This window comes from Mycolicibacterium lutetiense (genome assembly GCF_017876775.1).
In the GTDB taxonomy this organism is placed as follows: Bacteria; Actinomycetota; Actinomycetes; order Mycobacteriales; family Mycobacteriaceae; genus Mycobacterium; species Mycobacterium lutetiense.
This window is the reverse complement of sequence record NZ_JAGIOP010000002.1, coordinates 2219329-2244011: the sequence shown is the minus strand read 5'-3', so window position 1 is coordinate 2244011 and position 24683 is coordinate 2219329. Positions and strand designations below refer to the sequence as shown.

General features: G+C 62.4%; 15 protein-coding genes and 2 pseudogenes. 10 read left to right on the top strand and 7 right to left on the bottom strand.

Annotated elements, in window-relative coordinates; translation table 11 throughout:
• Nucleotides 1-53: 53 nt before the first annotated feature.
• The 8 genes from JOF57_RS20100 to JOF57_RS20065 all read left to right on the top strand — a co-directional run bounded on the left by JOF57_RS20100 (nt 54) and on the right by JOF57_RS20065 (nt 9408).
• Nucleotides 54-809, top strand: coding sequence for an 8-oxoguanine DNA glycosylase OGG fold protein (locus tag JOF57_RS20100; protein ID WP_209915959.1), 756 nt, complete (start codon nt 54-56; stop codon nt 807-809).
• A 5-nt stretch (nt 810-814) separates the two neighbouring features.
• Nucleotides 815-2209 (top strand): tyrosine-type recombinase/integrase, encoded by a 1395-nt coding sequence (locus tag JOF57_RS20095; protein ID WP_307869986.1) that lies wholly within the window; start codon nt 815-817, stop codon nt 2207-2209.
• 50 nt (nt 2210-2259) lie between these two features.
• A complete protein-coding gene (locus JOF57_RS20090) occupies nt 2260-4020 on the top strand; it encodes a hypothetical protein (protein WP_209912441.1) in 1761 nt (586 codons plus the stop codon).
• Nucleotides 4017-6083: a hypothetical protein gene (locus tag JOF57_RS20085; protein ID WP_209912443.1), complete on the top strand. Its 2067-nt coding sequence runs from the start codon at nt 4017-4019 to the stop codon at nt 6081-6083. Before JOF57_RS20090 ends, JOF57_RS20085 begins: the two co-directional genes overlap by 4 nt.
• Nucleotides 6080-6496, top strand: coding sequence for a hypothetical protein (locus JOF57_RS20080; RefSeq protein WP_209912445.1), 417 nt, complete (start codon nt 6080-6082; stop codon nt 6494-6496). Before JOF57_RS20085 ends, JOF57_RS20080 begins: the two co-directional genes overlap by 4 nt.
• Before the next feature lie 113 nt (nt 6497-6609).
• The gene (locus JOF57_RS20075; RefSeq protein ID WP_209912447.1) at nt 6610-6831 is read left to right on the top strand and encodes a hypothetical protein; all 222 of its coding nucleotides are present in this window, start codon (nt 6610-6612) and stop codon (nt 6829-6831) included.
• Nucleotides 6824-8479: an Eco57I restriction-modification methylase domain-containing protein gene (locus JOF57_RS20070; protein ID WP_307869928.1), complete on the top strand. Its 1656-nt coding sequence runs from the start codon at nt 6824-6826 to the stop codon at nt 8477-8479. Before JOF57_RS20075 ends, JOF57_RS20070 begins: the two co-directional genes overlap by 8 nt.
• Nucleotides 8476-9408, top strand: a complete 933-nt coding sequence (locus JOF57_RS20065; protein ID WP_209912449.1) for a XamI family restriction endonuclease — start codon at nt 8476-8478, stop codon at nt 9406-9408. Before JOF57_RS20070 ends, JOF57_RS20065 begins: the two co-directional genes overlap by 4 nt.
• Nucleotides 9409-9473: 65 nt before the next feature.
• On the opposite strand, the gene JOF57_RS20060 is transcribed toward JOF57_RS20065, so the two are convergent.
• From JOF57_RS20060 to JOF57_RS20030, 7 genes and pseudogenes are all read right to left on the bottom strand, one after another.
• On the bottom strand, nt 9474-10385 hold the full coding sequence (locus JOF57_RS20060; protein ID WP_209919307.1) for a BREX-1 system adenine-specific DNA-methyltransferase PglX: 912 nt from the start codon (nt 10383-10385) through the stop codon (nt 9474-9476).
• A 146-nt stretch (nt 10386-10531) separates the two neighbouring features.
• Nucleotides 10532-13252: pseudogene (brxC, locus tag JOF57_RS20055) on the bottom strand (BREX system P-loop protein BrxC); the annotation flags it as partial.
• A gap of 33 nt (nt 13253-13285) precedes the next feature.
• A pseudogene (locus JOF57_RS20050) lies at nt 13286-14672 on the bottom strand (ISL3 family transposase).
• 42 nt (nt 14673-14714) lie between these two features.
• The gene (locus tag JOF57_RS20045; protein ID WP_209919305.1) at nt 14715-15341 is read right to left on the bottom strand and encodes a hypothetical protein; all 627 of its coding nucleotides are present in this window, start codon (nt 15339-15341) and stop codon (nt 14715-14717) included.
• On the bottom strand, nt 15338-15928 hold the full coding sequence (locus JOF57_RS20040) for a BREX protein BrxB domain-containing protein (RefSeq protein WP_209919303.1): 591 nt from the start codon (nt 15926-15928) through the stop codon (nt 15338-15340). Before JOF57_RS20040 ends, JOF57_RS20045 begins: the two co-directional genes overlap by 4 nt.
• Nucleotides 15912-16685 (bottom strand): BrxA family protein, encoded by a 774-nt coding sequence (locus JOF57_RS20035; RefSeq protein WP_209919301.1) that lies wholly within the window; start codon nt 16683-16685, stop codon nt 15912-15914. Before JOF57_RS20035 ends, JOF57_RS20040 begins: the two co-directional genes overlap by 17 nt.
• Complete coding sequence (locus tag JOF57_RS20030; protein WP_307870135.1) at nt 16682-17203, bottom strand: BrxE family protein; 522 nt, start codon at nt 17201-17203, stop codon at nt 16682-16684. The genes JOF57_RS20035 and JOF57_RS20030 overlap by 4 nt, the downstream gene beginning before the upstream one ends.
• A gap of 720 nt (nt 17204-17923) precedes the next feature.
• On the opposite strand from JOF57_RS20030, the gene JOF57_RS20025 reads away from it, so the two are divergent.
• Both JOF57_RS20025 and JOF57_RS20020 read left to right on the top strand, forming a co-directional pair.
• The gene (locus JOF57_RS20025; RefSeq protein WP_209919298.1) at nt 17924-24274 is read left to right on the top strand and encodes an anti-phage protein ProA; all 6351 of its coding nucleotides are present in this window, start codon (nt 17924-17926) and stop codon (nt 24272-24274) included.
• Nucleotides 24271-24633: a hypothetical protein gene (locus JOF57_RS20020; protein WP_209919296.1), complete on the top strand. Its 363-nt coding sequence runs from the start codon at nt 24271-24273 to the stop codon at nt 24631-24633. Before JOF57_RS20025 ends, JOF57_RS20020 begins: the two co-directional genes overlap by 4 nt.
• Nucleotides 24634-24683 lie beyond the last annotated feature (50 nt).

Genomic DNA, 24683 nt, shown 5'->3' with positions numbered 1-24683 from the left:
ACGGGCGGCGGATCCGGAGGCTGGGACATGAACCCCGAAGGGCGGATTCTTGTATGTGGCAGGAGTCGGACGGTGCCGTCGGTGACTTGCTGACGTCGCACGTGCTCGGCCGAGTGGGTCAGATCGATGACCCGGTCAAAGTGAGTGCCTGGTGGGCTGATCACGGAATCGCGATTGACCCGGTCGAACTCAATCGCGATGCGCTGTTCGCAATCGCCGCACAGTGCCGGGAGAACGCGGATGCGGATTGGGTGTCTTTCCTGTGGCACGTTCTCGCCTGGGGCGTGATGGGTGACTATCGAAACGCACCCACGATCGTGGCGAGCGCAGCCGGTTGCGACCAGCGGATCCGGCTCAACGACATTCTGCGCAGAGCTGCTTACGCCAGCCATCGCGGCGAAATCCGTTCCGCTTACATGGCGATCCGCCGCAAAGTTCCACGACTGGGGCCGGCCTTCTTCTCGAAATTCCTCTACTTCACTGCTGACCGAGATTCGCCGGATCCAAGTTCAGTAATCCTGGATTCGCGCGTCAGCGCCGCGGCCTTCACGCTCACCGGCCGCGACTACTCGGAAGACAAGGCGGCGACATACGAGCGCTTCTGCAACGACATGCACATGTGGTCCCGGCAGTTTGGTGCACCCGCGGACGTCATCGAGTTTCGCATGTACCAGTTCGGCCAGCTGATCGACTCGCGCCGCTGGAAGTGGCTGCACGCCGAGGCCTCGCTGTACCGAGAGGGACACGAGCAGGTCGGGTTCGACGACATTGCCGAACGGCGAGCCCATCTCGCGGGCTGGAGAAGGTAACGCCAGTGGAGCTCTACTACGCGGATTGGGACCTCGTATCCGAAGGCGACTGCGAAGGCCTCGCCTCAGGCGATCCTCCAATCGTCCAGGACGGTACGCCGATCATCGTGGACGACGAGATGCGGCCGCTGGAGCCATGGTGCACGTTCCTGCGGCTATACAGCCAGAACCTGCGACCGAACTCGGTTTACGCCTACGCCCGCGACGCGTTGGAGTTCGGAAAGTTCTTGGACACGAGAGGGATTGGGGTGCTGAATGTCTGCGAGCACGACCTCGTCGCCTTCCGAAAGCACCGTCGCAGCGAAGGTGTGTCAGCGCGGTCCTGGTCACGACACCTGGTCGTCATTCGAGCCCTGTTCGCCTACCTGTACGAGACTGGACAGCGCGACAGCATGCCCTGGATTCAAGTCGGGAGCAGGTCAGTTGTCACTCCCAGGACACCACACACGGAGATGGATGTCCGAGCACTCTCACATGCGCAATGGCTTACCCTGCGTAACATCGGTTTTGGCGGAGAGCTGCCTTCTGGGGAGCTGGACCGGTCCTATCGTGGCCAATCGACCGTCCGCAACGTGTGTGCGGTCGACCTGGCCCTGACCAGCGGTATGCGTCTCACCGAGTGGTCCACGCTGCTGGACGTCGAGGTGCCTTCATCCGACGGTGGCGCGTCGCTGGTGCTGGAAGCATGCGCGAAGAATGAGCGTCGCCGGCGGGTCTATATCCCGGCCTCGACCGTCAAGGCCGTTGAACTCTACCGCGGCACAGAACGCAAATCCCTTGTCCGCAAGGCTCAGAATGCTCTGCGGCGGAAGCTGCCGACACTGGCAGTCGTCACACATGTTGACCCGGCGGCAGGCAAGCTCACCTACCGGTACAAAGGGATCGATAAGCGCGATGAGTTCGCTGCGATCCCTCCCGACGTGCGCCGTCTCTTGGTCAGAATCGACGAGGCTGGCTCCATCGAGCCCATGTCGCTCTTTGTGGGCAAGGGCGGCCGCCCGCCGTCACAGCGACGCTGGCATCAGTCCTTCCAGGACGCCAACAACCGCCTCGCCGCCTTCGGCAGCGCCACGCCCACCATGCCCCCGGCCGTCACACCCCATGACCTGAGACACACATTCGCCGTCGTCATGCTGCGAAGCCTTCAACGGAGAGCGGCGCAGTTCGAGCAGTCCCGGCCGAGAACAGGATTCGGCACCATCAGCGAACATGTCGTCCACAATCCGCTGCTGACACTGCAACGCCTGCTCGGGCACGCCAGCCCGTCCACGACGATGGTCTACCTCCGCTATGTCGACGAGTCAGATGAGTTGATCCAGCGAGCTTTTGAATCCTGGAACGACGACACCCGCGACTACTCCACGTACGTTCTGGACGAGCTGGAGGCGCAATCGTCGTGACACCCGATGACCGTGAACCGCGAGTCGTTATCTTCCCGCCTGGTGGTCCGATGAAGTCCGCCCGCATCAGTCCGAGTGACTATGTGGCCACGCGACTGGTCGCCGAGCTCGCCGATGCGTGGAAGGAGAGCGCTGAGACACTAGATCTCACCCCCGGAACGATCTCCCGGCAAGGCGGGGTCATCAGACGGGTCGGCGAGTTCTTAACCGATCGCGCCGACCGATTTCTCACGTTGTCCGGCGATGGGGCGGATGTTGCACGTCGGCTACACGACTGGGAATCGGCGATGATCGTGCGCTTTCCGCCGCCCAGCGTGCACGCGAAAGACCTCGGTATGGAGCTGCGCAATCACGTCGCTCGATATCTCCAATCGCACGAGATATTTGATGGAGTGCTTGCGGACTGGGCCAGCGGATGGGTCTTGGACGGCAGCGTGTGGGAGGGATTGCCGCTCGACGAGTTCAACAACAACGAACGCCTCCAGCTCGAGCAGACATGTCGAACGATCGTGCGCGATACCGAAGAACGGCTCGCCCACGGCAACGCCCTCCTGGCGGCCGGTACGGATCCTCGCCCGGACGGATGGAATCGGGTCGAGAATGTTCTGTGGGCTCTGCGGAACCTTCCCTACGACGACTCGTTCCATGTCCATCTTGCCGGGCCGCGTCGAGCGCTGAATGGATGTGACGTCGACCAAGAGTCAGGCGTCAACCGGGATGCCCGTTTGAAGGCCCGCCCGCTGGTGACGGCCGTGGGCGCCTACCTCACGCCAGAGGACGAATACCTTCTCGCCATCAGAGTGCTACTCCACCTGCAAACGGGGTGGGCACCCGAAGAGAGCCGCCGACTCCTTCGCAGCGACATCGAGTTCGGAGACTCGTCTGTCAGGGTGCGAGCGACCAAGCTGCGGGCGCAACGAATCCGTTGGCACACCCTGCCCTCGACGCAACAGCCGCCGTGGGGATGGAAGGCCGGCGACCTCATTCGACGCGCCGCACACGCGATGCAGCATGCGCACGCACTCACGCCCGACGAGCCCCTGTTCTGGGTGACAGGGATTCGCTCAGCCCGGAACCGGCGCGCCGACGAGTATCCTCAATATTTCATCCGTGCAAGGCATTTCGGCGGCCCCAACTCGCTCAACAAGCTGATCGGGCGCTATGGACTGTCAATCAGCGAACCACACGACATGCGTAGGATCCGCAAGACGGTGAAAAGCGCGCGAGCCGCGTTGCTCGGTACTCTCAACGGCGCAGCCGGCGACGACCACTCCGTCGAAGTCTTCAGGGGACATTACGCCCAGACCACCACGGTTCACACCATCGCCGCGCAGACGGTCCTGCGCGCCCAACGCAAAGTCCTCGACCGTGCATCAAATGGACCGACGTTTATCGATGCGACGGCCGCCGACGTCGCCGCCAGCCCAATTGACTCCGATGTAGCTGCCCTCGTCGCGTCAGTCGCAGAAGAATCACCGACCGAGCAGCAGCTGACACTTTCAGCGTGCCGAGACCCCTACGAACCGCCCGTGGGACAGACAGGTTCGTTGTGCCACGCATCGCCGTCGCTGTGTCTGCAGTGTCGCAACGCGGTCATCTTCCGCGACCACTTACCACGCCTCGTCATATACCGCGACCTGCTAGATGACATCGAAAAGACCATGCCACCAATACAGTTCAGTGAAATCTACGGCCAGCAACGAGTCAACATCGACGCCGTGCTCAATGAATTCACCAGTGACCACATCGAAGCAGCGCGCCAACAAACCGCTCACCTTCATCGACCGCTCGGACAGAGGGCAGAACAGTGACCCGCCAACTCACATCACCGATCTCGGCGGCGTGGGATCCACCCTTCGCCGCCGACGAACCGGTCCTACCGGCTTCCCGCCGCATTGCACCCGGCCCTGAACCGCGATTCGGTGACATGCCCCGCTGGGATCTGACCGCCGGCGGAATCGCCCCCAACTTGAGTCCGTCTCGTGCGCATCTGCGGTTCGATGGTCTCCCCGAGGCATGGGTGCCGATCGCCAAGACGTTGGCAATGGCCATGCTGCAGCCGACCCACAGCATCCTTCGGGAAGCGCACGTCTACCGGTCCAACCGGCCCTACAAGATCAAGTCGATCCAGCACACGCTCGCCGAGCTCCGATACCTCGCGAGATGGGCTGAGGACCATGATCGCACCGCTGATCTGTCGCAATGGATCGACGACGACAGCGAGGCCTATCTCGCATCGGTCCGCGCCACCCGCGCGCCCACCGCCGAGCATTCCGCCAAGGATCTGCTGCGTCACCTGGTGGAATTCGGACCCCTGATGCACAACGGTGGGTTGCGGGTGACGGTGGGGGCGTCCAAGACCGGGAGCTCGGGCGAGATCAAGACCCCGGTTATCCCCCCGGACGCATTCTGGCCGCTGATCCGCGCCTGCTGGACCTACATCGATGTATTCGCCCCCGATGTCCTTGCGGCCCGCGAAGACATCGAAACCCTGGATGCCAGTCCGCATCCCGCAAAATGGCCAGCAGCACAAACCATCGACAAAGCGATCAACTCCTGGCTGACCTCGCCCGATGCCTTCATTCCATTGCACATCTACACGCTTGGACGCGGAAAAGCCGGCGAGATCAACTGGGACGGCCTGGCACTATGTACCACGCCGCGGATCCGGGCAGTCAACTTCTACAACGGCAGCGGACCAGCCCGACGGCAACGAGTCCGCGACGCGATCGCCGGCGGCGTGCCCACCAAGTTCGGCTACTCCTCCGTTCCACCCACCGTCGTTGATCGACCCGACGGGACACGTGGGCCATGGATCAGCGGATTCGACCGCGTCATCGTAAGCAAAGAGCTCACCCAAATCCGCAACGCTGCTTATATTTTCGTCGCAATCATGACGATGATGCGGGACAGCGAAGTCCAGGGAATCGCCGCCGGAGCGATCGGCACGCACTATGGCGCCCCCGCGATCACCAGCACTGTCCATAAAGGCCAGACGGGTGCGGGTACACCACAGCGCTGGTGGGTAAGCCCGCCGGTCGTTCGCGCCCTCGAAGTCGCAGAACGCATTACCCGTGACCCAGGCAGACTGTTCGGCAGCGTCCGCACTGGCGTCAACCGTGACCTCGCCGGGTTCGACCAGCACGAACAGATCCGGTTGTTCATCAACTGGGTCAACGACCACTCACCCCGTAACGGGCTGGAACCGATCCTCGCAACAGCGTTGGCGCCGCATATGTTTCGCCGAACCATGGCCGTCATCACCGCCAACGAACCTGACGGCGAGATCGCCCTCGGAATCACCCTCAAGCACAACGCCACACGAGCACTAGCCAACGCGACTACCAGTGGGTATGGGGCACCCACACCGGAGTGGGCCAAAGAGTTTGAACACCACGCCAAGGAGGCCGCCGCCGCAGAACTCGTCGCCGACTGGGCACGGCACGCCAACGGTGACCGAGAAGTGCGCGGCCCCGGCGCGACCACATTCGTCAACAGCCTCGACAGCGTCACCGACCGTGCGGGCAGCACCGCCGCGGTAGGCAACGAACGCATGCTCCGAAACCTGCTGCGCGACGAATTCGCCACCATCCGCCTGGGCACCCTCAACCACTGCCTCGGTGACCCGAGCAAGGCACTCTGCCTGGAAGGCGCGTCCGCCGCAGTTAAAGCTGGCGGACCCATCCCGAGCATGTGCCAACCGGCCACCTGCCGAAACTCGGTCATCACCGACAAACACCTCCCGGTCTGGCGCCACGAGGAGGCCGACCTCGTCGAGAAACTCAAGGACAAGAAGATGGCCACCGTCCACCGCCAGCGCCTCGAAACCCAACTCGCCGACGTCCGACGAATCACCCAGCAGGACCCCAAGTGACCGCCGTCAGCCCTGCGACGGAGAAGAAGCTGCGCGACGCCATGCAGCGACTCCTCACAGGCCAATCCAGACGGACCGACGGGCGGCTCACCAAAGCCAACCTGCACGTCGAAGCCGGTGTCAGCCGCGCCACCATGAACCGGGCCGACGCCGTCCTCGCCGACTGGAATACCGCTGTCGGCGCCCGGGTCGCACCGCGGGACTCCCAGATCATCGAGTTGCAGGGAACAGTCACCAAGCTCAAGCAGACCATCGCGACGTTGCGGCAAAGCAACACCGACCTCGAACGCAAGAACCAAGCCGCCGTCACGGTCATCGCAGAACTTCACGCACAGTTGCGTGCAAAAAATGGAGAGGTGCCGACTGGCACCGTCACGCCCTTGGCTGCCAGACGGAATCGTAGACGCTGGTAATCCACGTGCTTGGGGACATCTCAGGTCACGACTTCAGTAGTTCTGCACGAGGATGCGCAAGTCACTTGCTAATGTCGACGTTATAGAGTCGACATCTCGGATTGGAGGTAGCCATGACTGACGAGCAACGTAGACGTCGCCCCCACGGCGAGGTGAAGAACGCGATGCGCGAATACCTGGCTGGCAAGAAGGGGGAGCCCGCCAGCATCGCCGAAATCACGGCAGCCCTCATGCCACAGATCGGTGAAGCGCCAAAATCCTCGTACCGCTCCGCACTCCAGGATGAACGGTACTTCGAGCGCGTCTCACCCGGCGTCTTCCGTATCCGTGGCTAGGCGCATCGTCACCTCCTCGTCGGTGGTAGGTGAGACGATCCCGGGTATGGGCGGCGTGAACTCTCTTAGCGACCTCGCACGTCTCTGCGTGGACCTTGGCGCGGACACCGTGGGTGAGCTGTCTTCCGACGAGAAGGCGCTTGTCTCCGCAGCGGAATCCCCGTTGGTATCCGCCGCGGTGGCGCGTGCACGTGCAGCGATCAAACGCGGGGCTGATCCACTCGGTGACACGTACTGCCGCCTGTTATCTCCCGCCGAGCGCCGTCCACTTGGGCAGACATACACCCCGTCGCCGATCATCGCCGCGATGACCGCCTGGGCATCGGCGCAGGGCACTCCCACCCGCGTCGTGGACCCCGGCGCAGGCTCTGGACGGTACCTAGTCGCGGCAGCCAAGAAGTTCCCCAGCGCCTCGGTGGTTGCCGCCGAGGTGGACCCTGTTGCCGCACTAATGCTCCGCGCCAACATCGCCGTGCACGAGCTAGGTAACCGCACTGAGGTGCGCCTCGGCGACTACCGCGCACTAGATCTCCCTGAAGTTGATGGATCGACCCTGTTTATCGGCAACCCACCGTACGTCCGTCACCATCAGATCAACTCCGAATGGAAGCAGTGGCTCGTCGACACTGCTCGGGCACGTGGCCTGAAAGCGAGCGGACTAGCGGGACTGCACGTGCATTTTTTCCTTGCCACCGCGCAACTCGGCAGGCCTGGCGACTTCGGGACATTCATCACAGGAAGTGAATGGATGGATGTCAACTACGGCAGCCTGGTTCGTCAACTCCTGCTGGACGGGCTGGGCGGCGAGTCGATCCACGTCCTGGACCCTTCAGCCGCGCCATTTGCCGATGCAGCGACCACCGGCGCGATCACGTGCTTCAAGGTGGGCGATGCCCCAGCGTCGATGAAGTTGCGTCGTGTCGAGAAAGTGAGCGACCTAGGCAATCTGAGCAAGGGGCGCAGGGTGTCCCGCCAACGGCTAACCGAGTCGAGTCGCTGGTCCGTGCTAACCCGGGTTACCCCGAAACTGCCGACCGGGTACGTCGAACTCGGAGAGCTGTGCCGAGTGCACCGCGGCGCGGTGACGGGCGCCAATGCTGTTTGGGTGCAGCGTCACACCGACATTAAGCTCCCTGAAAGTGTCCTGTTCCCGTCCATCACGAAGGCTCACGAACTGTTCAGCGCAGGTGACCGTTTGGCGTCACCCAACGGGTTGAAGGTAGTCATCGACCTGCCCGTGGACCTGGACCAGTTCGACAGCAATGATCGCAGGCAGATCGACCAGTTCCTCCGAATTGCCAAGGGACGCAAGGTGCACGAAGGATATATTGCCGCCACACGGAGAGCGTGGTGGAGCGTTGGTCTTCGTAACGCAGCACCACTACTTGCGACCTACATGGCGCGGCGCCCACCCGCGTTCGTGCGTAACGAAGCGGACGCCCGACACATCAACATTGCGCACGGGCTGTACCCGCGGCAAGAGCTGAGCACCACAGTGCTGGACAACCTTGGCGCGTACCTGCGCACTGCTGTGTCGCTTACTGAAGGACGTACGTACGCAGGCGGATTGACGAAGTTTGAGCCGAAGGAAATGGAACGCATCGTGGTGCCCAACATCGACATGCTCACAGCAGGTGTCACCGCGTGACCCCAGCACCGTCACCCCGCTGGACCAAGGAGCAGTTCGCTGCTGCCGCCGAGGCTGCGCGAAGGGAATTCGTGGAACTGCGAATGCAGGAGCCGTTGGAGCAGTACCTGGATCGCTTTGAGGAGTTCCGCTTGACCATTGAGGAGCTGATCGAAGGCACAGTTGACCTGTCACAGATAACTGAACAAGCCGTAGACCTTCTCACTAAATCTTCCGACATGCTGACCTCCATCAGGTATCTCGCCGCTCCACCCATCAGCGAGGACGACCTCAAGGAGATCGCGGATACGCGACTGAGCACCAAACAGCTCACATCTGAGGATGGTGCTGGGGCACAACGGGTCATCGAAACGGTGATGCAGGGTCTCGACCGCAACCGATTCCCTTGGGTATCGGAGAACCGCGAGCCCACACCGACAGAGCGGGAAGTCGCCGTAATCTCCACGGCAGCGCTCATCGCTGCCCGAAAGGTGGAGACGGCACGGCGCAACGAGTCGAAGAACGAGCAGGAAGACCACGTCGCCGAATACTTGATCAGTCAGGGGTTCGTCCAAGTTCCTACCCGAACGGTGACCAACCTCAGCGAGTTACCGTCGCAGGGTGAATTCTGCCGCGAGAGCCTGTTCGGAGAACGCAAGGCCGACCTGATCGTGCGCCTCTGGGACGGTCGCGCTATGCCCATCGAGTGCAAAGTTTCCAATTCCTCCACCAACAGCGTCAAGCGCCTCAACAACGATGCAGCGGTGAAAGCCGTTCGTTGGATCGAGGACTTCGGAAGGAAGCTCGTCGTGCCCGCCGCCGTGCTTTCCGGGGTATTCAAGGTGCACAACTTGGAGTCCGCGCAGCAGGACGGCCTCACGATCTTCTGGGCGCACAATCTCGATGCTCTCGGCGCGTTCCTCGACGCGACCAAGCCAAAGGGGATATGACGCTTCGCTTCTGAACCCGGGATTTCAAGTTGCGCGTTCTCCGCAGAATTAGCGCGAAACCACGTCTAGGCGCAGGCCGTTTTGATGTCTCTTGAGACGTCAAAATTTCGCATAATGAACGGATCGAGCACCCGGATAGCGTCCAAATCCCAAGGTGTGCCGCAGTATTCAGGTGTATCGACCAGCAACGAAAGCTGCGATGCCAGCTGGCCGGTCGGATCGTGGGCGACCAGATGGCGGCCCAGGGTGTTCTGGACCAGATAATCGACGACGTAGCCGGGGGTGAAGAACTGGTTTCGGACCGCCAGTTCCCGCGAGGTACGCGGAGTCGCCGACGCTTCGCGCATCGCGTCGCGTTCTTCCTTGCGGTTGAAGAACTGATAGGCCCAGCCCAACGTGTCATCAGCAGCCCACAGATCCGACAAGGCCGGGTCGGCGAGCACGTCCACTAGTTCGTCCAACGCCGATGGTGATGGCATCAGCTTCAACAACGGGTTGCGTGGATCGAACAGTTGTGGGACGTCGCCGGCCAACTCATCGCCGCACAACGCCAGATACGTTGCGTAGCCGCGGGTGTCGTCATCGACCAGGGCGGGAGCGAGTTCGAGAAGATCGGTGAAACCATGGGACCCGCGGCCAGCGGCCAACGACTGGGGAAACAACCCGGACTGCTCGGCGATGCGAATCGACAACAGCCGATTCAAGTGCGTGAACACGGCCTCGCGGATCATGGCTGTTACTGCCAGTTCATCACCGGATCCCTGCAGGCGCAGATACTCCAGAACCGTCAACAACTCCCGGCGATCAGCCAACTCGATCGGATCCAACTGCAGCTGATCCTCATCGACGACACGTCCATCGGCATCGATGCCGTACCTACCCGCAGCCACCGACACCAGATCAGCCTCAAGCAACCCCCGCGCCGCCAACACCAGATCCTCCAAGCGGGCACGCTGGTCAACCGTCAACGACGTCACAACAACCTCACCTGACTCTTGCCCTCAGCCCACCAACCCTCTACGCCTTCGCGGATCAAATTCAGTGCGGCATTGAGCGAGTCTTCGTCGACGATCGGTTCTGGTACCAAGCTCGCAATCTCAACCCGAGCGAGCTGGCCTTGTGCTCACAACTCCTCCAACTGCGCGGCCGCATCACTAGCCCGAGCCCGCGCGCTATCGATACGTGCGATCGATGTGGCTGCGGGGAAATCGTCTGCCTCAGCGGGAGGTGTCATCTGTTCAAGCACTCGAGCGGCTTCTTCGACGACGTTTGGATCCATATCTGGGTAGGCGATATCGATTCGTTGTCGCAAGTCGCGTATCTCATCCTTGAGTTTATGTGCAGCATGTCGGTTCGCCTCTTGACGCGCGGTGCGGATGGCTTCCGTCAGGCTCGATACACGCGCGACATGGTCCAAGAGGTCGCTACCCGACAGAAGCTCGCAAAGGTCGCGGTAGTTGTTCTCCTGCTCTGAGGAAACCTCTGAGCCGTGGTGCCGGGCCTCGTCGACGGCGGCACGAAGATCTTCTAGTTGGGTCGACATCGTCGAGTGAGCTCGCTCGATGGCGGGCAAATCGCTCGCTAGGTCTGCTCTGCTCGCGAGGGCGGTGATGACAACTCCGTCGTCGTCTGCCGTCGCCACCTGCTTAAGAAGGTCAAGCGTGCGGCTCACTGCCGCCGGTGTCGCTAAACCAAGCCCTTTCAGTTGGGAATCGACTTCCTGAGCGATCGGCTGATACGGCGTCGCATAGCCACGAACTATTCCAGCCAACACGTCTGCGCCGAGGCCAGGAACCTGGACGCCGTGGTCCTCCAGCCATTGAGCCAGCTCGGCTCGATCGTCGGTCGTGACGCCCGATCCCGATGACTGCGGCCGCAATAGCGCCGTGCGGAAACGCGGCAACGTTGTGAGCACGGCGTCCAGACGACCATCGGTGGGATTCCGCATCACTTGGCCTTGATGTACTGCTTCCAGGAGACCAGTTCGCAACGCCGCTGCGGCAAGCACCTGGATTACTTCAACGGATGCCCCCCATGGCGGACTGCTGAAGTGCCGCTCGAGGGCGTCGCCGTTCGCATCCTGGCTGTAATTTGCCCGCTTGCGCGCCTCCAGGACCAACTCTGCCAATGGTCCTGTGTCAGTGTTGAATTGAGGCCCTTGGGGCGTTTCATGCGTTAGTCCGATACCGTCTGGCCCGAGATAATTTGGAAGTGCTCGCAGATCGCTCGTGCGCAGCACCGTCAGAATGTCTTCGCGGCGTACAGGTGCTGTGAACTCTCGAATCTGCGGGTAGATGTCGGGAACTCGGCTAGCTACGGAGAGCTGGGCGGCCGTTCTCAGGTCGGCACCGGTTGGTTCCTCGACTGTGCCTCGGAAGAAAATGCGCCCGGAGATTAAGTCTGCGGCGAGTCTCACCAGGGCCTTTGCTTCGTTGCGCCGTTGGCGTTCCCTTTCCTCGCCGAGGAGCTCCAATTCAGCGGGTGTCTTCGTCGGCGTATCTCTTCGCTGGATGATTTCCCGACTCCGGTGAACTTCGAGCAGAGTCTCAAACGTCGTCTCGGATACTTGATAAGCCCACGTGATCCGGGTGCTCTGGTCTTCTCGCCGAGACCGCGCCCGCACCTCGTCGTAGTCCTGTTCGGGATGGTCTTCGAATGACAGCGTCAGGTCACCCGGGTTCACCGTCTCCCCATCCACGTCCACTCTGACCCGGAAGGTTCGTGTGTCCGTGACGCTGAGTCCGCTCAGTGCTCCTCTGATGATCTCGCGACGCAGCCGAGTGGCTCCGCCCGGTGACAGATCGATACCGCGGCGAGTCTGCTCCCAATCCTTCTGCTCAGACGACTGAAGTCGATAACCGTCATTGCTCTCCCGAATTCGATCGTCGGCCAGCTGATTGGCAACGGCCGCTTCCACTGCGACACGGACGCTTTCGGCGCCCACGCTCGGATGCAATAGGACAGCGATGTTGTCCGCTTGCAGCGGGAGCGCTGGAACCTCGGAGCACAGTGCGATCACCTTCAGCACCTTGGTGTCGAAGCTGTCTTGACCGTAAGTGGCGGCCACCTGCTCTATTTCTGAACGCCAGGCCGTAGGAATGAGCTCGGTGAGTAGGTCGTAACTTCGATCGAGAGTCACAAGACCGCCGACGTCGGCAGAGCCCAGACCGGACCGAGGATCGATCACCAACTGCTGAGCATGACGAATGATCGTTCGGGCCGCGCCGCCGATTGTTGGCGAAGCCCCCCCTTGGGCTCGCCGTGCGGACACGGCGTCAATGAGCAGCTGAATTTGGTACGGAACCATGGGGTAGAGCCGCACCACTTCATCGCGCGACGGGGACTTAGCTCGAGTCGGCGAATTCAACTGAGTATGAGCAGACAACTGATGCCAAGACTGCTCGACTCGCTGCTCGACTTCTGACCGTCCAGCTTCGGTCTTGTCTAGAACGCGCTTGCTCGTGACTTCCTCGATGTCTTCGGGTAGTAGGTCGACGCGGAGTGGGAAACGGGCTTGAGCTCGTGCCAGCTCGACTTGCCGGGCTTCCAGACTGTCTACTACGTCGTTGAGTCGCTCCTGCGACGTAACAACAAGCCATAGCTTGCCCAGCTTCTTCTGAAACGATTCGGCCAGACCCTGCAGATCGAGCATTCTCTGGATCGACCGGGCCACATACTGGCCGGCTTCGTCGACGACGAAGCACAGCCGTTTGGCACCGTGGCCACGCCGCTCCAACAGCTCGATCGCCCGAGCAGCGAACCAATCGGCGTCTACGTCGGGTTGCGTTGCGCCCCGGGCCCATGAGTCCGGGCTTGAGTATGTTTGCGGGTCCAGTTCATGAAGTACTCGGCTAGCTTCGTTACGGGCTCTTCCGACTTAGCAGGGGCGGAGCCTGGTTCTGGATGGCGCTCGCCGTGATTGGCGGGTGCAGGCCCACCGTACGCGGCGGCGTTGGTTGTCCGGTGTTCTGAATCCGAACGCGATTCGGCCGACGTGTTTGACGATTCTGTTGTAGCCCTCGCTGCGGGCGTTGGACAGCCCGGTGGTGATGGCCAGGATCATCGGTTCCTGCCACGCGGAGATGGTTTCGGCGAGCTTGACGATCTCGGGTACCGAGCACGCCGCGCAGAACGTGTAGAACCGGTACAGCGCGTCGCCGATCTCGTAGCGCAGACCGCCACGGTCGGTGCAGGCCAGCACATCTCGCAGCAGTTCCTTGGCGATCCAGGCCGCCGCGATGTCCCCGTTGGGGTCTGCGCAGGTCAGTTTCTCGAACAGCGTGTGGCGTTGATCGTCGGTCAGCCGTTCGGCGGCGCGCAGCAGCCGGCGGCGGTTGATCCACTCCGGATCGCTCTTGTGCCCGCGGCGTCCGCGGTAGGTCTGGGTGACGCGGCGGCGAACCCGATCGACCATCTCGTTGGCCTTCTTCACGAGATGAAAGCGATCCACGATCAGCTTCGCGTGCGGCAACGCCTCGCGGGCGGCCTTGGCGTAGGCCCCCGACATGTCGATCGCGACGAACTCGATCCCGTCCCTCCACGCCTGCTCGCGCTGGGTCAGCCAGTCGGTCACCGGCCGCGCGGCACGCCCGTTGACCTGGACCAGCAACCCGCCGGCGCCGGTGATGTCGACCAGGCCGCTGTCCCAGCGGTCCACCCACGCCCGGGCCCCGGTCTCCGGGCAGGTCTCCCACTTGGCCTTCCCGCGGCGGGTCTCATCGATGCCCAGCACCCGCACCGGGGGCGGTTCACCGGCCAGGACCGGATCCGCGGTGGCGATCACCGCGTCATGGCAGGTGTTCCAGCTACAGCCATACGCGGCGGCGACGGCCTTGACCGAGCGGTCGTCGTCGAGGACCGCCAGGGCCATCTCCGCCTTGGCTCGCACCGTCACCCGAGCCCGCGGCGGGATCGACGGCGTCGACTCAGTGAATGACCTGCGTTCGCAGGAGGTGTTGGTGCACAACCATTTCCGCTTTCGCCACATGATCAGCGGCCGGTCCGCACCGATCTTGATGTCCCGGGGCCGAGTCGTGACCCAACCCCTCGACCGCGACGATCTGGTTCGGCAGTCCGGGCAGATCCCGACCCACTCGAGCGCTGTGCCCACCTCAACGATGCGGACATCGCCGTCATCGACTTGCACGGACTCCACGGTGATGCCGTCGAGTCCAAGCAGCAGGGAACCACTATTGTCAGACATGCTCGCGCCTTTGCTCTGGATGCGTAGAGAACACCCAGTTGACAAGGGCGCGAGCCCTCAATCAGTCACCGACACGAACCCAATCGGTCACACCAGACCCCCATCAAGTCGGAAGAGCCTCGTTACGTGCAAGTGCCGTGAATCTGCGATCGGTCCACGACCGACCGTGAAGCTCGGTGAATTTGTCGACGAAAGTTGGCAGTAACCCGTCGTTTTCAAGAGTTATTTCGAGCTCTGCAAGCAAGATATTGCTTGCGTATCCCAGCTTCTTCAATAGCGCTCGGTACACCGGGAGTACGACACTATCATCCTGTCGGCCAACGACATCCGAGCCGGTGGCGAGGTTCAACAAGACGGTCAGTGTCGGCGCTTGGGCGTGGATCGTTGACAAAATGGCTTTGACTTCTGGGGCGTGCGTTCGCGCGAAGAACCGATCCACGGCGGTGGCGTCGTCGATGACATTGTTCTCTAGAAGGAAACCGATCATCTTCGCCCAGCTGGACTTGCCAGATCCGAAGAAGCCTGAGACCCAAACCGTGCAAGACTCGTTTGGAGTGAGGATTGATTCTTGGTACTCATTGAGCACGTGCTTCATCTCGGACACGATGTGATCAGTAGCCACATATTCATCCAACTCAGACGCGACGACGTCCGGTTCGGTCATATCGACCTTGACTACTTCCTCGATTCGACGAAAAATGTCGCGACGAAAAATGTCTTCGATTTTCATATAATTCGCTCCCGGGTAACGATGTCTGCGCGGTATCCGTATGCGGGCTCTGATCGCCCCATGAAACTCAAGCCGTAGTCGCCGATGAGCCGCCCGGGATAAAGCAAGGTCACCGGCCGTAGGAGGTGTCCTTGAAGGTCGTCTAGCAGCGTAGATGTCCGGTACGCCGGATATAGCACTCCAGCCTGATACAAAAATACGGCCGTCCGCGAGTGTTGATACTCTTTCACCGCGCCGATGACCCGCTCAGGCAGAGTGGGAGAATGCCTGAGGATTTCCCCGACGGACTCGAAAATTTCATTGAGTTCGGCACTACTCGATGCGTCGCGCTCCTGTGCGATCAACTCTTCGAGAAACCCAGAGTCGTCGAGAGCCTCCCAAAAGAGCTGCGCAAGGGAAATTGATGCGCAATGGACATTTTGTTTCGGAAGCTGAAGCCACCGATTCAATTGCCGAAGGTCCTGTCTCACATTCCACTCTTGATCGGGAGTGTACTGATAGACAGTGAATGGCGGATGTGACTTTTGGTCATCGAAATACGAGGTGATTTTGTGCCCAACCGTCTGTAATTCAGCCCGCAACGGCACTCATAACCTCCTGCAAATTGCTGGCGTGCCAGTCAATGCGCACCGCCGACCCGGCCGTTGACACCGACATCACACCAAGGCGTGTGGCTTGACGAAAAAGATCTGAGACGCGCGTCGCGTCAAGTAACCAGCGGCGCCACACGTGACTATCGGAGAGCGAGCGCGAGGATCCTCCTACCTCGTGCAGGCGCCAAGCTACGTAGCTGAAACCGCGCGGGCTGAGATTTGGCGGCACGATCAGCTTGGTGTTGTCGCCCGCAAGGATGCCGAAGTCTCGCAGTGCAGCGAGCATCCCTCGGGCGACCTTAAGCCGGACCGTGTCAGTCCATGTCGGCAAGTGGCCGCGGACCGTCATCTGCACTTGCCACGCTATGACCTCTGGGATGGTGACGCCGAGGCGGCCTTCGTTCCACATCGCGTATAGCGGTTCCTCAGCAAACAACGCCAGGAGCTTCTCGTCTCGCGACGTCTCGTAATAGCATGCCTCGCGGAAGGCCTGTCCGTCGCTGAGAAAGCTCTTGAGGGCAGGAATAACGTGCGGCCCAGGCTCGATCAGCCGTGGGCGGATGATTCGGCGTATGACGTCTTCCGCACGGGTTCGGGATCGCTTCGCGAGCAGGCCCTGGTCGACGATGCGCGTGAGATTGTCGGCTTCGCTCATGGACGGATCCCAAACTTCCACCACGCGACGGCAGTCATCGAGAAGTGCCCCACCCTTTTGAATGTTGCCTGTCAAACCTGTTGTCGCCGAAGTCATACGGCGTCAAAATAGGGGATCTGGAGTGGGCTTGGTGTGGTCACGTAGCACTTCGCTAGTTGCTGGACAAGAGCTGACGTTTCGGCGGGGTCCTGCAGGGAACGTACATCGACGGTACCTAGGCGCAGGTTGCCGGCAACTAGCTCAACATCGGGCGTGCTGCCGCGTAACCAGCTGTCAATTGACATCACCGCGTTATCTTTGTCGGTCCAGTTGGCGAGTTCATCGAACAGTGGGTCTACGGGCACGGTCGTCTTCTGCTCGGCTAGCCAAGCGTTTGCCCAACCAAGCGCTGGGAGGTGAGGTGAATATAGGTGGATTGCACTCGGCCGACCGCTGAACGCGTGGCCATGCCATCGGGCGCAGGAGAGCATCAAGAGTTGGCCAGCGGCTGGCTTCCATGTGCGCGGGAAACTTCGTGATAGCACGTAGCGCCCGGTCCGCGAATAGAGTCGAGTGCTCCACCAGCCGGCCAGGTCCGATTCGCCAAGGCGAGCGATACCCAGCAGGATGCGCACGTCGTCCTCCGCGCTCAGTTCACCCACCCCGCATCTATCGTGTCGAACGTCGACTGCACGGTACCCGATCTCCTGGGCAGGCACGTCTCGTTCCGTCTTCCTCACAGTCCACCGATTCGCATGTCGGTATTCTCCCGATTATTGAGCTTCGGCGATGACTGGAACGCAAAATGCTCGTGTCCTCCGAACGGGCGAACCCACTGCTTGTACAGCCCTAGTGCACCAGATCGTGATCGGCAGGATATGCGAATCAGCAGGGTACTCTCGCCGGCTTCGCCGTCCGCAGCTTCGGTCTCCGGCTAGCGCCATCCGGTAAAGCAACAGCGGTGGACCGACTCCTCCTGACGACCGATGTTGCCACCGAATACAAACGCCTATCTGCGGACTCGGACGTCGATGGATGTCCGGAACGCGGCCGGCACCACAGAGTCCCATCCACGCCTGGTACCCCATGCCATCCTGATCAGCTCGCCACCCGCGGGCGGCACAGCCCAACGGATGGAGACACCAGTGATTGCCGACGGCCCGAGACGAGCGCGCACCCCCGACGACGGTGACGCCGCGCTCTTCCTTACGATCCGCGGCAAATTAACGCGCGCAAAAATACCAACGGAGGTGGCCGGTCCGTGGTTACATATTCCAGCTGTTGTGTCAATGCGGACGGCAGCAGCCCCCTGCACGCTCGTGGTGCAAAACGTCATGAAGGCAGAGGTGTAAGCCGTGAACTCCGTTGACCGTCACCAACTCATCGGACAGACCCTGACGACGCTGGCCGGCGGCCTCTCACCGTTTGTTGCGCAGACCCTCAACCGTGTTCTCCCGCCCGGGACCGACTGGGTGGACTTGCTGCGTGCAAAGGATGCCGCCAACGGACGCCGTGGTGGCGAATACCAGAGCCGCGACCTGGCCCTGATGCTGCGCGCCATGACCGAACGCCTCGGCGACCTCGGCTACCCGTTCAACCGCGCCATGCCCCGGCAGGCCGAGATCTATGCCAAAGAGCTGCGCGAGGTCCGTAACACGTGGGCCCACACCGGTGAGTTCAGTGACGCGGAAACCTACCGGGCGATCGACTCGGCGGAGTTGCTGCTGCGCGCGATCGGCGCCACCGACGTCGCTGTCCGGATCAACAAACTCAAAGCTTCCGTCGCACCTGTCGCTGCCACAACCGCGCCGCAGCCGGAGCCGACGAAAGAAGCGGACCCGACGCCGGAGCCGACTCCCGCGCTCGCGGCCGACGCCCCGCGTATCGACATCTCCGCCATCTCGGACCTCAGCTACGCGATGGCACACTGCCGTATCCCGGTCATCGACCACATCACCGTGGACAACACCGGCGGTGACCTCCAAGGTGCGGTCATCGAGGTCGACGTGGTCAGCGCCGAAGGCTCCCACGGCGGCCCCGCCGAAATCCACCTCGACCTGCTGGCCCACCAGCCCACAGTCCTGAATTCCGTTGACCTCAAACTGGACCCGGCCTCGATGCTGCGGGTCGATGAGCAGCGCCCCGGTGACATCCGCGTGGTCCTGCGCGACAGCGCCGGCCAGGTCCTCGCCGACGCTGCCAAAGAGGTCAACATTCTGGCGGCCAACCAATGGAAGGCCACCCCGCCGCAACTTGCGCTCGAGATCCTGGCCGCCCACATTCAGCCCAACGCCGCCGCCATCGCCACCTTGATGGTCGATATCTCCGACCGGTTGCTCGGAGAGACACGCAACTCGGCCATCGACGGCTATCAGAGTGAGAACCCCGAACGCGTCGACGCCATCGCCAAGGCTGTTTTCGACGCCATGAAAGCCCGCGACATCCGCTATGCCGAGCCGCCCGCGAGCTGGGGCGACATTGGGCAGAAAGTGCGCACCCCCGCCGAGGTTCTCGACGGGCGCTTGGGCACTTGCCTGGACACGACCCTGGTGATGGCGGCCGTCCTCGAGCAGTGCGGCATCAACTCGACGATCTGGCTGATCCGCGGCCACGCCTTTCTGGGCTATTGGCGCATCGACGGTGCCCTCGGCTCGGTCTCCACCACCGAACCCGTCGAGGTCGTCAACCAGGTTGACCTCAACAACCTCGGGCTCATCGAAACGACGATGGTGACGCAGTCCGCGGCTGACGCGACATTCGACGATGCGCGCCGAGCACCACGCCTCCGTCACCTGTCCGATGACCTGACAAACATCGTCGGCGTCACCGACGTGCGTCAGGCGCGTCAGGCGCGCATCTATCCGCTACCCAGCCGCAGTGTCGATGAACAGGGCAATGTCGTTGTCGCGGAATACAAACCGGGCGCCGGACCCGTCTTCGAACCCTATGTGGCCAGCGAAACGAAACCGGCGGCGCAGACCGAGTCCGTCCCCGCCCGCATCAGGCAGTGGAAGAACGCGCTGCTCGACCTCAGCCTGCGCAACAAGCTCATCAACTACACCGACCGCGCCGGCTACCGCCTCGAAGTTCCGGCCCCCGCGCTCAGCCGTTTCGAGGACGCCGTCAACGCCGGTGCCGGCTTCAGTCTGCTGGGCTCCGACGAGGTACAGAACGTCGATGTCGCCCGCGGTGTTCGCTTCGGGCGGGACCTGCCCGAAGGCGAACGCGAGATCCTGCTCGCCGACAAACGCAGCGCCTACATCGACATCACCGCGGCGTCGTACAAGAACAAGCTGAGATACCTTGCCAACAAGGCGAAAACGATCCGTGAAGAGACCAGCGCCAACAATCTCTACCTAGCCTTCGGCATGCTCGACTGGAACCTCAACGACCGTCCGCTGCGGTCACCGCTAGTACTGGTGCCGGTGACACTCAGCACCACCAACCGCGGTGAGCGCTACGTCATCACCATGGACGACACCGGCGCCTCCACACCGAACTACTGCCTCGTCGAGAAGCTACGCACCGCGCTCGGCCTGGAAATTCCCGGGCTCGCCCAGCCGAACGAAGACGCGTCAGGTATCGATCTGACCGGCGCGTTCGATGCCGTCCGCCGCGCGGTCGCCGAGGCGGGACTCCCGTTCCGGGTCGAGGACAGTGTGCACCTGGCGATCCTGCAGTTCGCGAAGTTCCCGTTGTGGAAGGATCTGGACGAGTCATGGAAAGGGCTGTCCCGCAACAGCTTGGTCCGCCACCTCATCGAAAATCCGCAGAACCAGTTCACCGATCCTGTCGCCGGCACTGTCGACACTGACCTCGACGAGCTGAGTACCTCGGTGCCGGTGCCGGCCGATGCCTCCCAGTTGCGAGCCGTCGCCGACGCCGTCGGTGGCCGCACCTTCGTGCTGGAAGGCCCACCGGGAACCGGTAAATCGCAGACCATCACCAACTTGCTCGCACATGCGATGGCGGCCGGACGTCGCGTCCTGTTCGTCGCCGAGAAGCGGGCCGCTCTGGACGTGGTGAAGAAGCGCTTGGAAAGCGTGGGTCTGGGGGAGCTGTCTCTGGACATCCACGACAAGTCCGCACGACCCGCCGCGGTGCGGGCACAGATCAAGAACGCGTTGGAACTGCGACTGAGCCATGACGCGGACCTGCTGCGCACCAAACTGCAGGTCGCCGAATCGAGCCGGCACAGCCTGGCCCGCTACGCAAACCGGCTGCATGAGCGCAACGCCGTCGGTCAGTCCCTTTACACCGCTCGCTCGTCTGAGCTTGCGGCAGATCAGGACGTCATCCCGCTCGACGTGCCGAGAAGCCTTGTCACCAATACGGATCCGGCGCTGTTCGACGCGGTGGCGCAGGTTCTGCTTGCCTTGCCGGAGAAAGTCGACGACGCGCGTCCCCGGCCGGACCATCCCTGGGCGTTCGTCGATGCCGTCCCGCAATCCGGCCTGGATGCCGCCCGCATCCACGCCGCCGCAGTGGCGTTTGACACCGCCCTCGCTGAACTGCAAACCGGCGGGATCGCGCTGGATGTGATCGGCAAGTGGCAGAGCCCGGACATCATTGACACCTGGGCGCGGCTGACCAACGAGCCGCGCTACCCGCTGGCGGCGGTGGACAGGCTCAGTACACCCGAGTGGCAGGCCCACGTCGTGGGGATCGAGCACCTGCTCGCCAGCCTGCAAGCCGGGAAACCGGACTGGCTGGCTATCGCCACGCCGGCAGCCATGGACCTGGACATTCCGGCCATTCATGCCGCAGCAGTGGCGGCCGACGAATCGGGAATCTTCGGCCGCAAGAAACGCCGCCGCGCTGTGCTGGCACAGCTCACCGATGTGCTCGCGGTGGAACCCGCACAGATCAAGCTCAAGACTCTGTCGGCGCGGACCGCGGACATGCAGAACAGCCACGCTGCTGTCGCTGACCTGCGACAACGGGTTGCCGCACTACCGGCGGTGTTGTTCGATCGCCCGTGGAACCCGTTCGTGGCGGACGATGTTGCGCATCTGACGGCGAACTTCGCGGCGCTGCGACGCGTGGGCGAGGTGCTGTCCAAGAATCCGACGGCGCCGCAGATTGCGGATCTGCGAAAGTTCTACAGCGACACTCAGACCGGAAGAATGGCAGCGACTCTGCAGGCGCTGTCGGCCGGATGGCGCCAGCTGACGGAAGCCACCGGAACCACCGCGGCACAGCAACAGACCTGGGCCGGTGAAGTCTCCTTCATTGGCCAGTGGTGGGCGACTCGCGGTGCGCGAAGGGTGGCAACCCCGGCGACCATTGAGGCCTGGGTGGCACTCCTCCAGCATGTCGAACCGCTGCTGCGCGCTGACATGAGGGAGGCGAGGAAGGACATCCTCGCGGGCAACGTCGTGGCCGAAGACGCCAGCCTCGCGTTCGACCGCGGTGTAGCCATCGCGTCCATCGCCGAGCGGCTCGAGGCCAGCGGGCTCAGCGACTTTGATGTGACCGCACACGGCAAGGCCATCCAACGGTTCACCACCAGCTCGTCGGCGATCCGTGACGAGCTGCGCCGGTCCATTCCCGCGCGGCTCCTCGCGGACCGCACGTTTGACGCCTACACCGAGAGTGGCCAGATTGGTCTGCTGAAACGGCAACTGGACCGCAAGCGCGGTGGCATGAGCGTGCGCAGTCTGATGGACAACTTCGGGGACCTGATCACCCAGATCCTGCCGTGTACGTTGATGAGCCCCGACTCGGTGGCCCGGTTCTTCCCGGCCCAGGCCGAGATCTTCGACGTCGTCGTGTTCGATGAGGCATCCCAGATCCGCGTCGCTGATGCCATCGGGGCGATGGGCCGCGCGAAATCTGTTGTCGTCGTCGGAGATAGCAAGCAGATGCCGCCCACCAGCTTCGCTGACGCCAGTGCGTCCGTTGATGATGGTGAAGAGGATGTCACCCCTGAGGTCGTTGCCGATGAGGAGTCGATCCTCAGTGAATGCGTGCAAGCGTTGGTGCCGCAGCAGTGGTTGTCCTGGCATTACCGTAGTCAGGATGAGGCGCTGATCGCATTCAGCAACATCCATTACTACAACGGCCGGTTAGCCTCGTTCCCTGCGCCCTTGGCGCCGGCCACCGGTCACGGCATCTCCCTCGTCCGAGTCGATGGACAGTTCGAGCGGTCCGGCCGTGGGAAGACCCTGCGTACCAACAGGGTCGAGGCCGACCGCATCCTGGCGGACATCCGCAGTCGGTTCGCCGCATCACCCGAGGTTGCGCCGTCGATCGGGGTGATCACCTTCAACGCCCAGCAGCGTGACCTCATCGAAAACCTGCTGCGCGACACCGGGGACGAGCGGCTACTGCAAGCACTTGACGAACCAGACGGACTGTTCGTCAAAAACCTCGAGAACGTCCAGGGCGATGAGCGTGACACCATCCTGTTCTCGGTCGCGTTCAGCAAGAACGACAAAGGTGTCGTACCGCTGAACTTCGGACCGCTGTCCCGGCCGGGAGGGGAACGTCGCCTCAACGTGGCGATCACCCGTGCGCGACGCGAGGTGGTGCTCTACGCGAGTTTCGATCCCGCAGACCTGCGCGCGGAGGAGACGACGCAGGTGGGTACCAAGCACTTGCGCGCCTACCTGGAGATGGCTCACCGAGGTGTCGAGACCATCACCCAGGGCGGACGGCGAAACGCCGTGATCGACCGGCACCGTGACGACATCGCCGAAGCGCTTCGCCGGGAAGACTTCGTCGTGCGGGCGGATGTCGGGCTCTCCGACTTTCGCGTCGACCTTGTCATCGCCGATCCGGACGAACCCGACGTTCCACTGGTCGCGGTCCTGTTGGACGGTTCCGAATGGTACGAGCGCAGGACCGTGGCTGACCGAGATGGGCTACCGGTCGACGTGCTGTCGACTCTTCTGCATTGGCCTGGAGTGGAACGGGTTTGGCTGCCCGAATGGCTGAGCCAGCGGGAAGCGACGATCACGCGCTTGCGGGATGCGGTGGCTGCGGCCAAGCAGCGTCGGCTGGAGCCGCGGGTGGAGGCGCCACAGCCGCAGGGTGTGGCGGAGCCCGCTTCGGTGTCAGAGGTAAGCGAAGAGGTCTTCGCCTTCAAGTCAGCGCCTGCTGTGGTGTCGAAGCCGGAACCTGTCGCCCCGCGGCGGCATGCCAACGTCGTGGACTTCAGCCCGTGGATGCCGATCGTTGTCGGCGACATCAGGGTGTTGGATGAGATCCACACCGCCTACAACGAGTCCAAGGTCGTGAAGGTCGTCGAGTCGATCGTCGACACCGAGGGGCCGGTCCATCGGGATCGGCTGGCCAAACTCGTCGCAGGTGCATTCAGCCTCGGCAAGGTTGCAGAGTCGCGCAGGCGAGCGATCCAACGGGTCGTGCCTGCCCGGTACCTGCACACGTGTGATCGAGATTTCTACTGGCCCAACGGCATTGATCCGGTCACCTGGCGGACCGCACGGGGCTCGCAGAAGAGGGAGGGGCGGCCGCTCGGGGAGATCAGTCTGGTCGAGATCGGCAATGCCATGGCGATCGTGACTGAGCAGGCCGGCGGCATGGCCGTCGAGGACCTGAAGCGTGACGCGTTGGCGCTGTTCGGTGGGAGTCGCATCACGCAGGCCATCGGCGCGCGGCTGGATGAGGCGCTGGATCGGGCACTGTCTATCGGGGCGCTCAAGAAGCTGCCGTCTGGGATCGTCGTGATCGAGTCTGCATGAGTGACGCCCCGTTCGATGATGACCTCTTCGACCAGGTGTCGGCGGTGGCGGGGCCCGGCACGGTGATCTTGACGTTGTCCAGCAAGAAGCTGAACAGGATCATCGACGTGGACCGCGACGGCGTCCTTGTCGAAACCGAACGTTCATTGAGCCTCGGATCCGGGCCGCAGCGTGTTCCGGCATGGATGATCGCTGCGGCGTGGAACGGGTTGTGTGACAAGGGGGAGCTGAGTCAGCAAGAGCTGCTCAATGAACTGAACGTGAAGCGGTCGGCGTTCGTGTGCTCGCTGGTGGCGAAGTTCCCAGAAGTCCGGATTCGTTCGACACGTCCGACTGTTCTTGAACTACAGCGAGATTAGAGCTGTGCGGGAACACCGCACGCACGAGTTGAAAGGGGGTCGGGGAGCGG